Source organism: Pseudomonas sp. yb_5 (assembly GCF_043103865.1).
GTDB classification, from domain to species: domain Bacteria; phylum Pseudomonadota; class Gammaproteobacteria; order Pseudomonadales; family Pseudomonadaceae; genus Aquipseudomonas; species Aquipseudomonas putida_Y.
In genome coordinates this window covers 36,097-44,261 of record NZ_JBICKE010000021.1, presented here as the reverse complement: position 1 = coordinate 44,261, position 8,165 = coordinate 36,097, and the positions used below count along the sequence as shown (strand labels likewise).

Here is an 8,165-nt window from a genome sequence, read left to right as displayed (position 1 = left end):
GAGGCCAGCACAGGAAAATATAAATCTCTGATTTTCAAACAATAGATCTGAAAAGCTCTAACAAAACAGGAAATTATCCTTTACACGGATCCTGTTTCGGCACTATCTTCTGATTCAGGCCGCCACATCGGCCAGCGTCGCTCGGACGGTTCCGGGCGCTTACGTAATCAGAGGAAGCCATGGCCAACCCAGGTTCGCCGCGCCGCTTTGCGCGCATCGATCGTCTCCCCCCCTACGTCTTCAACATCACCGCCGAGCTCAAGATGGCTGCCCGCCGTCGTGGCGAGGACATCATCGACCTGAGCATGGGCAACCCCGATGGCGCCACCCCGCCGCACATCGTCGAGAAGCTGGTACAGGTCGCCCAGCGTGAAGACACCCACGGCTACTCCACCTCTCGCGGCATCCCGCGCCTGCGCCGGGCCATCTCCAACTGGTACAAGGACCGCTACGAGGTCGACATCGACCCGGAAAGCGAAGCCATCGTTACCATCGGCTCGAAAGAGGGCCTGGCCCACCTGATGCTGGCCACCCTCGACCAGGGCGACACAGTGCTGGTGCCTAACCCCAGCTACCCGATCCACATCTACGGCGCAGTGATCGCCGGTGCCCAGGTGCGTTCGGTGCCGCTGGTACCGGGTGTGGACTTCTTCAACGAGCTTGAGCGGGCCATCCGCGAGTCCATCCCCAAGCCTAAGATGATGATCCTTGGCTTCCCGTCCAACCCCACCGCCCAGTGCGTGGAACTGGACTTCTTCGAGCGAGTGGTGGCCCTGGCCAAGCAGTACGACGTGCTGGTGGTGCATGACCTGGCCTATGCCGACATCGTCTACGATGGCTGGAAAGCCCCGTCGATCATGCAGGTCCCGGGGGCCAAGGACATTGCGGTGGAGTTCTTTACCCTGTCCAAGAGCTACAACATGGCCGGCTGGCGCATCGGCTTCATGGTCGGCAACCCTGAGCTGGTCAGCGCCCTGGCGCGGATCAAGAGCTACCACGACTACGGCACCTTCACCCCGCTACAGGTCGCGGCCATTGCCGCGCTGGAAGGCGACCAGCAGTGCGTCCGCGACATTGCCGAGCAGTATCGCCAGCGCCGCAACCTGCTGGTCAAAGGGCTGCACGAACTGGGCTGGATGGTCGAGAACCCCAAGGCGTCGATGTACGTGTGGGCGAAGATCCCGCCGGAGTATGCGCATCTGGGTTCGCTGGAGTTCTCCAAGAAGCTGCTGGCCGAGGCCAAGGTTTGTGTGTCGCCGGGGATCGGTTTTGGTGACTATGGGGACGACCATGTGCGCTTTGCTCTGATCGAGAACCAGGACCGTATTCGCCAGGCCATCCGCGGAATCCGGCAAATGTTCCGGGCTGACGGTTTGGCTCGCAAGTAAGCCCATTGGGGCTGCGAAGCAGCCCCATCTGCCTCTTGGGTGAGCTTTCCGCCTGCCTTCTGGTTACCCGTACGCCTACCTTCAGCACTCATTTCTCACCAAAGAGATCCCCCATGAGTGTCTTCACCGCCTACTTCTGCGGCACTGGCTCGCACCGTTTCGACGATGCCAATCCCAACTTCTGGAATGGCGAGCTGGTCTCGACCCTGGCCAGCAACGACCAGAGCCGGGAATTTGCCCACTGGATCGCCGTCGACGGCCCAGGCAGCGGCAACCTTCAGGATGACAACCTGTTCGTCGAACCCGGCGGCTACTTCAACTGGACCGGCCAGCTGTTTGGTCGCGGTTGGGAGGAGAACGTCAGCCATGTACTGCAGGTCATCAAGGGCGAAAGCAACTGGCGGCGCACCAAACTCAGTGAGCAAGAATACGAGCGGCTGAAAGCTGCCGGCGTGCCGATTCCGGATGTTGCTTCCTCCGCCTCATGGTTCTGGCGAACCTACGACTACGGCGATCGCCACCCAACCCCGCAGGAACTGCAGGAGCGCATCATCAGCATGTTCCGCAAACCGCGCCTGCCAACCCAGGTCAACCTGGTGGGCTGGAGCAGGGGAGGGATCAGTTGCCACATGCTGGCCAATGCCATGGCGCAAGACCCGGTATTGCGGGGCATACCGGTGAACATATTTGCCATCGACCCGGTGCCTGGGGTCGGTAACGTGCAAGCCGAGCGCGTAACGTTGGCGGATAACGTCAAAGAATACGTAGGCTTCTACTCGAGGGATGAGCGCTCCAAAGGTTTTGCCTGCGTGATCCCTTCGGTCGCCAAAGGGACGCGGATATGCGTTTATCCGATACCGGGCCGTCATGCCACGCTGGTAGGCAACGCCTCGGCTGATGGCGCAGGCGATGGCAAGGTGCTGGCCGAACCCGGGCTGGTCGTTCGCCACTTTGCCGAGGTTTGCCTGACCCGCTGGGGCGTGCAACTGGAGAAACGCTTGGCCTTGAGCAGCAGCCAGTTGATGAACTATCACCAGGTCATGGCGGCTGCCGACAGGCAGTACCAAGCGATGCGTAGTGAGTCCTACACGGTGCTCACCGAGGGCGATGAAAGCGATCGTCTGGTGCATTGTGGCGACGTGCAGACGCAGTTCAGCAAGGTGCAGGGAGGTGGCTACGAGCCGAGCGCAGGCCTTGGTCTGCAACGCTGGGATGCTGAAACTTATCAGCCCATCTGCTAACTGCAAGGGGGCGACCAGCGAAGGCATTGGTCGTCCTTGTTCAGCGGCCGGATCAGCGGTGATTTTTTTTTCATTCCCCCTCTATCCAGCGGCCCCCGCTTGGATTAAAAATGGCGCCGCGGGCCAGCCCCGATAACAACAACCTTCCCTCCGTGACATCATGTCTGAATATAACCCTTGCCTTGACTGCGGCGCCTGCTGCGGGTACTTCCGTGTGTCCTTCTTCTGGGGCGAATGCCAGTCTGCCGGGGGCCTTGTGCCGGACGACCTGGTGGTGCAGATCAACCCCACCCGCGTTGCCATGATCGGCACCGATGCCAAGCCTTGCCGCTGTGTCAGCCTTCAGGGCGAGATCGGAAAGGAAGTGGCCTGTACCATTTACGCCAACCGTTCCAGTCCTTGCCGCGAGTTCGAGGCGTCCTGGGAGGGTGGGGTTCATAACCCGAGCTGCGATGATGCGCGGGCGGCGTATGGGCTGCCACCGTTGACTCCGCCGGGGGCGAACGAGCCGCATTGGCCGGATGATGGGGCTGAGGTGGCGTGAAGTATCGATCGGCCTGACGCGGTCAATGTGGGGCCTTGTGTCGCGAAAGGGCTGCACAGTAGCCCCGGGGTTTCAGCGTCGATGCAAGTAATGCCGGGGCCGCTTTGTGGCCCTTTCGCGACACAAGGCCGCTCCTACAGGTATCGTGCAAGGCTACTGGTCTGTGGTGAACCTGCCGACGACGGGCTGCAAAGCAGCCCCGAGATGCCTGAACCCAGCACATGACGTTAAACTGTCATCTCCCCAGCAATGGACAGGAGATCCGGTGTGACCCCACCCCGCAGTTTCCCCAGTGACCTCTGCCTCGACAGCCCGCGCCTGCAATTGCGCCCCATGCGCCATGCCGATGCCGCGCAGTGGCTGGCGATCATGGCCGATCCCGAGGTCATGCGCTATTGGCACCATGCACCCTGGCAGGACCTGGCCGAGGCCGAAAGCGCCCTGGCCGCCGACCGCGAAGCCTATGCCAATGGCGATCAGCTCAAGCTCGGCATGTACCGCCGCGACAACGGCGAACTGATCGGCATGGTCCAGCTGTTCAACATCGACGATATTTCCCGCCGTGGCGAAATCGGCTACTGCCTGGCCAGCGCCATGCAGGGCAGGGGCTACATGGACGAAGCACTGACCTGCTTCATCGACTACCTCGCCCACACCCTGCACATGCGTCGCCTGGAAGGCGAAATCGATCCGCGCAACCAAGGCTCGGCACGCACCCTTGAGCGCCAGGGCTTCGTGCTGGAGGGCACGTTGCGAGCGCGCTGGTGCGTGGCAGGTGAGCTGTCCGACTCTGGCATCTACGGCTTGTTGCTCGAACCACCTGTTGCATAGGCTTACGGCGAATAGCTACTATTCGGGAACAATTCTCACTTGTGTCCCGGTGCCCCATGCCCGTAGCCGACTCACCGAGCCCGTACCCGCTTGAACAGCTTTACAGTGAGCACCATGGCTGGCTATTTAGCTGGCTACGTCGCAAGCTGCGCTGCTCGCACAGCGCAGCCGACCTCGCCCAGGACACCTTCGTGCGCATCCTGGCCTCGCGTGATGCCTTGCTGGGCATGCGCGAGCCACGCGCCTACCTCAGTACCACTGCACGCCGCCTGTTGATCGACCGGGTGCGTCGACAGCAAATCGAAGAGGCCTATCTCAGCGAACTTGCCTTGGCTGCCGAGGCGCTGGAGGGGCACCAGTCTCCCGAAAGCATCCTCATCACCCTCGAAGCGCTGGAGCAGATCGCTTTCCTGCTGGAAGGCCTGCACGTGAATGCCCGCGAGGCTTTCGTCGGTTACTACCTGGACGACCTGACCCAGCCGCAGATTGCCAAACGCCTGCAGATTTCCCCACGCATGGTGCGCAAGTACCTGGCCCAGGCCCTGATCCATTGCCACCGCACGCTGGACATTGCCGAACCGTGAACCCCTCGCGTATCGAACAGGAAGCTGCCGAATGGGCCCTGTGCCTGGGCGAGGGTGAACTGGATGCCGACGAGGCAGGTGAGTTCGACGCCTGGCTGCAGGCCGACCCACGCCACGGCGCCACCTTGCGCCGCATGCAAGGGGTGATCAGCCAGGTGCAGGCACTGCGCGAGCAACGCGGCCCGGTGGGTGCCGGGCTGCGCGCCGGCGTACGGGTTTCGACTCCAGGCTCGGGCGCACGGCACACTTTGCTCGGTGTGGCCCTGGCAATCTCCTTGCTGGGCGCACTGAGCCTTTCCGGTGGTACGCCGCGCGACTGGCTGGCCGACTTGCATACCGCGCCGGCCGAGTGGCGCAGCCAAACCCTGGAAGATGGCTCGCAGCTGACCTTGGCGGGCAACTCTGCCGTGGATGTGGAGTTCAGCACTGGCCAGCGGCGCATCCGCCTGCTGCATGGACAGGTGCTGGTGGATGTCAGCCATGACCCGACGCGACCCTTCGTGATACAGACCGACGAAGGCAGCTTCAAGGCCCTGGGTACGCGTTTCGTGGTCAGCCAAGGCCGTGCCCGCAGCGAACTGACCATGCTTGAGTCCCGGGTCGAGGCGCGCAGTGCCGTGTCCGGCGATCAGTTGGTCGTCGGCCAGGGCGAGCGGGCATGGGTGGCGCGTGACGGGCTTGGTCCGTTGCCGGCGATCGACCCGACGCGGGTCGATCGGGCTTGGCAGCATCACCAGTTGGTGGCCGACGGCGTACCGCTCGACCAGGTGCTCGATGCCCTGGCCGAGCAACGCCGTGGCGTGCTGCGCTTCGACCGCCAGGCAATGCGGGCGATCAAGGTGTCGGCGGTACTGCCTCTGGATGACAGCGAGCGGGCCCTGCGCCTGCTGGCCGAGGCACTGCCGATTCGTATCGGCGGCGTTGGCCGCTGGTGGACCACGGTCGAGCCCGTCTCACAAGAAAATTGACCCAGGTGGTTCCGCTTCTGCGCAGTGGCCCGTCAGACAAGAGGCCAACCGATCAAGAACAAGGAGCCGATCCACCATGCGCCGATTCCCTGGCCACCCCGTCCTCAGCCCGCTAGCCCTGGCCTTGCGCCTTTCCTGTGCCGGTTTGGCCCTAGCCGTTGCGGCCCTGCCGGCCGTCGCCGAGGAGGCCGCCCGCCGTAGCTTCGAAGTGCCCGCCGGCAACCTGGCCCAGGCGCTTGGTAGCTATGCCCAGCAAGCCGCCGTGTCGCTGGCCTTCACACCCGAAGCACTGGCCGGCCTGCAAAGCAAAGGCCTGCATGGCCTGTATTCGGTGGACAGCGGTTTTGCCGTGCTGCTGGCCGGCAGTGGTTACCGGGTAGAGCGTAGCGATAACGGCTACCGGCTGGTGGCCGAGCCGCAAGCGGCGGTGAGCAGTGACGCGATGGAACTCGGCGTGACCACAGTAGCCGGGCAGGGCATGGGCCAGAGTACCGAGAACACCGGCTCCTACGCGCCGGGCCTGATCAGCGTTGGCTCCAAGACCCCGACCAGCCTGCGCCAGACGCCGCAATCGGTGTCGACCGTGACTCGCCAGCTGATTGAAGACCAGCAACTGACCGACATCAACCAGGCGATGAAAGTGACGCCGGGCATCGTCACCCAGAGCACCACCTTCCGCACCCAGGACTTCCTCTCGCGTGGTTTCAGCATCCAGAACCTGCAGATCGACGGCGCTGCACCGCAGGCGCTGGGCACTGCCATGGGTTCGTTCTATTCGTCGAACATCTTCGAACTGGCCGAGTTCGACCACATCGAGGTGCTGCGCGGTACTGCTGCGTTGTATGGTGGCTCGGGTGACCCGGGTGGCATCATCAACATGGTGCGCAAGCGGCCAACTTCTTTTAACCAGCTGAAGCTGACCCTGTCGGCCGGTAGCTGGGACAACTATCGCCAGGAGTTCGACCTGTCCGGCCCGCTGGGCTGGGATGGTCGCCTGCGCGGTCGCCTGGTGATGTCCAACACCGATCGCCAGTATTTCACCGACAACCGCGCCACCGAGCGGCCGTTGGTGTATGGCGTGCTGGAGGCGGACGTTACGGACGACACCATGCTCACCTTCGGTGCTCGCTACAACAAGTCCCACGAAACCGGCAGCAACAGCGCGGTGCCGCGCTACAGCAATGGTGCTGACCTGAACCTGCCACGGCATACCGGCCTGACCAAGAATTGGGCCTACCTCGACGCCACCGCACGCGAGTACTTCGCCAAGGTGGACCACCGATTCAACGACGACTGGAAGCTCAACCTCAGCTACACCAACACTTGGGACCTTGGGCTGTTCAAGACGGCGACTACCCTGAATGCAGTAGACCCGGTGACCAATACCGGGGCGACCTGGTACGGCACCTCGACCCGCCAGGAGAACGAGCAGCACCTGTATGACGGTAACGTCTCTGGCCACTTCCAGGCCTTTGGTCTGGACCATGAAGTGGTCTTCGGTGCCGACTACCAGAAGATCGACAGCCGGTGGCTGGGCACTGCGCCTTATGCCGCATCGGGCGCGCCGGCCAACGTGTTCGACCCCGACAGCTCGGCGTTCGACGACCCCGGCAACGGGCGTGACTACAAGCGCGACTACAGCCCCAACTCGCAACGCCAGTACGGCCTGTACGGCAGCCTGCGTTTGCAGCTGGCCGAACCCCTGCACCTGATTGTCGGGGCGCGTGCACAGCGATTCCACTTTTGGCAGACCTACACCAACAACCTGACCTCGCCAGCAAGTATCTCCAGCCCGGAGCAGCGTATAGGCACCAAGGTCACCCCGTTCGGTGGCCTGGTCTACGACCTTGACGATCAATGGTCGACATACGTCAGCTATTCGGAAATCTACAAACCGCAGTCCAGCCGAATCAGCGGCCCTGCGCAAAGCGGTTCGCCGCTTGAGCCCATGACCGGCAAAACCTACGAAACCGGCCTCAAGGGTGAGTTGTTCAACGGCGCACTCAACGCCAGCGTGGCGCTGTACTACAGCACCCGCGAAAACGAAGCGGTGCAAGACCCGAACTTCCTGGCCACCAGCGCCGGCTTCTCGGGCAGCTGCTGCTATGTGTCCAACGGTAAGGTGGTGAGCAAGGGCATCGACATGGAGCTGTCTGGCGAGCTGCTGCCGGACTGGATGCTGGTGGGGGGCTACACCTTCAACCTGAACCGCAACCGCAGCGCCGATGCACCGCTGAGCACGGTGATGCCAAAGCACCTGTTCAAGCTGTACAGCACCTACCGGCTGCCGGGTATCCTCAGCGACTTCAAGGTCGGCGGCGGCGTGCAGGTGCAAAGCGCCACGTACATGAGCGGTACAGTGAATCGCTACGACAGCAGCGGCGCGCTGGTTGAGCGAAACGTACCGTTCGACTTCGACCAGAGCGGCTATGCGATCTGGAACGCATTGGTCGAATACCGTGTCGATGATCACTGGAACGTCACGCTCAACGGCAACAACCTGTTCGACAAGAAGTACTACGAAACCGTGGGTACTTCGACCTATGGCAACTACTATGGTGAGCCACGCAACTTCATGGTGACCCTGCGCGGCACCTATTGAGGGTTTG

The 8,165-nt window shown here is 62.5% G+C and carries 7 protein-coding genes; all 7 read left to right on the top strand.

Translation table 11 applies throughout. The features are described 5' to 3' along the window. Positions 1–179: 179 nt before the first annotated feature. The 7 genes from alaC to ACF8GF_RS03005 all read left to right on the top strand — a co-directional run bounded on the left by alaC (position 180) and on the right by ACF8GF_RS03005 (position 8,158). Positions 180–1,388: an alanine transaminase gene (gene alaC, locus ACF8GF_RS03035; protein WP_021781745.1), complete on the top strand. Its 1,209-nt coding sequence runs from the start codon at positions 180–182 to the stop codon at positions 1,386–1,388. 113 nt (positions 1,389–1,501) lie between these two features. Beyond that, on the top strand, positions 1,502–2,629 hold the full coding sequence (locus tag ACF8GF_RS03030; protein ID WP_176685512.1) for a hypothetical protein: 1,128 nt from the start codon (positions 1,502–1,504) through the stop codon (positions 2,627–2,629). 160 nt (positions 2,630–2,789) lie between these two features. Further along, entirely contained in the window at positions 2,790–3,173 is a 384-nt protein-coding gene (locus ACF8GF_RS03025; protein ID WP_016393961.1) for a YkgJ family cysteine cluster protein, read from the top strand. A gap of 267 nt (positions 3,174–3,440) precedes the next feature. Next, complete coding sequence (locus ACF8GF_RS03020) at positions 3,441–4,004, top strand: GNAT family N-acetyltransferase (RefSeq protein WP_176685513.1); 564 nt, start codon at positions 3,441–3,443, stop codon at positions 4,002–4,004. 56 nt (positions 4,005–4,060) lie between these two features. Then, entirely contained in the window at positions 4,061–4,588 is a 528-nt protein-coding gene (locus tag ACF8GF_RS03015; RefSeq protein ID WP_012051229.1) for a sigma-70 family RNA polymerase sigma factor, read from the top strand. Next, the gene (locus tag ACF8GF_RS03010) at positions 4,585–5,556 is read left to right on the top strand and encodes a FecR domain-containing protein (RefSeq protein WP_339444413.1); all 972 of its coding nucleotides are present in this window, start codon (positions 4,585–4,587) and stop codon (positions 5,554–5,556) included. The genes ACF8GF_RS03015 and ACF8GF_RS03010 overlap by 4 nt, the downstream gene beginning before the upstream one ends. A gap of 76 nt (positions 5,557–5,632) precedes the next feature. Then, a complete protein-coding gene (locus ACF8GF_RS03005) occupies positions 5,633–8,158 on the top strand; it encodes a TonB-dependent receptor (protein ID WP_176685515.1) in 2,526 nt (841 codons plus the stop codon). Positions 8,159–8,165 lie beyond the last annotated feature (7 nt).

Bases quoted from the DNA above. Each gene is read 5' to 3' on its own strand.
- alaC (WP_021781745.1), top strand. From the start codon at position 180: ATGGCCAACCCAGGTTCGCCGCGCCGCTTTGCGCGCATCGATCGTCTC.
- ACF8GF_RS03030 (WP_176685512.1), top strand. From the start codon at position 1,502: ATGAGTGTCTTCACCGCCTACTTCTGCGGCACTGGCTCGCACCGTTTC.
- ACF8GF_RS03025 (WP_016393961.1), top strand. From the start codon at position 2,790: ATGTCTGAATATAACCCTTGCCTTGACTGCGGCGCCTGCTGCGGGTAC.
- ACF8GF_RS03015 (WP_012051229.1), top strand. From the start codon at position 4,061: ATGCCCGTAGCCGACTCACCGAGCCCGTACCCGCTTGAACAGCTTTAC.
- ACF8GF_RS03005 (WP_176685515.1), top strand. From the start codon at position 5,633: ATGCGCCGATTCCCTGGCCACCCCGTCCTCAGCCCGCTAGCCCTGGCC.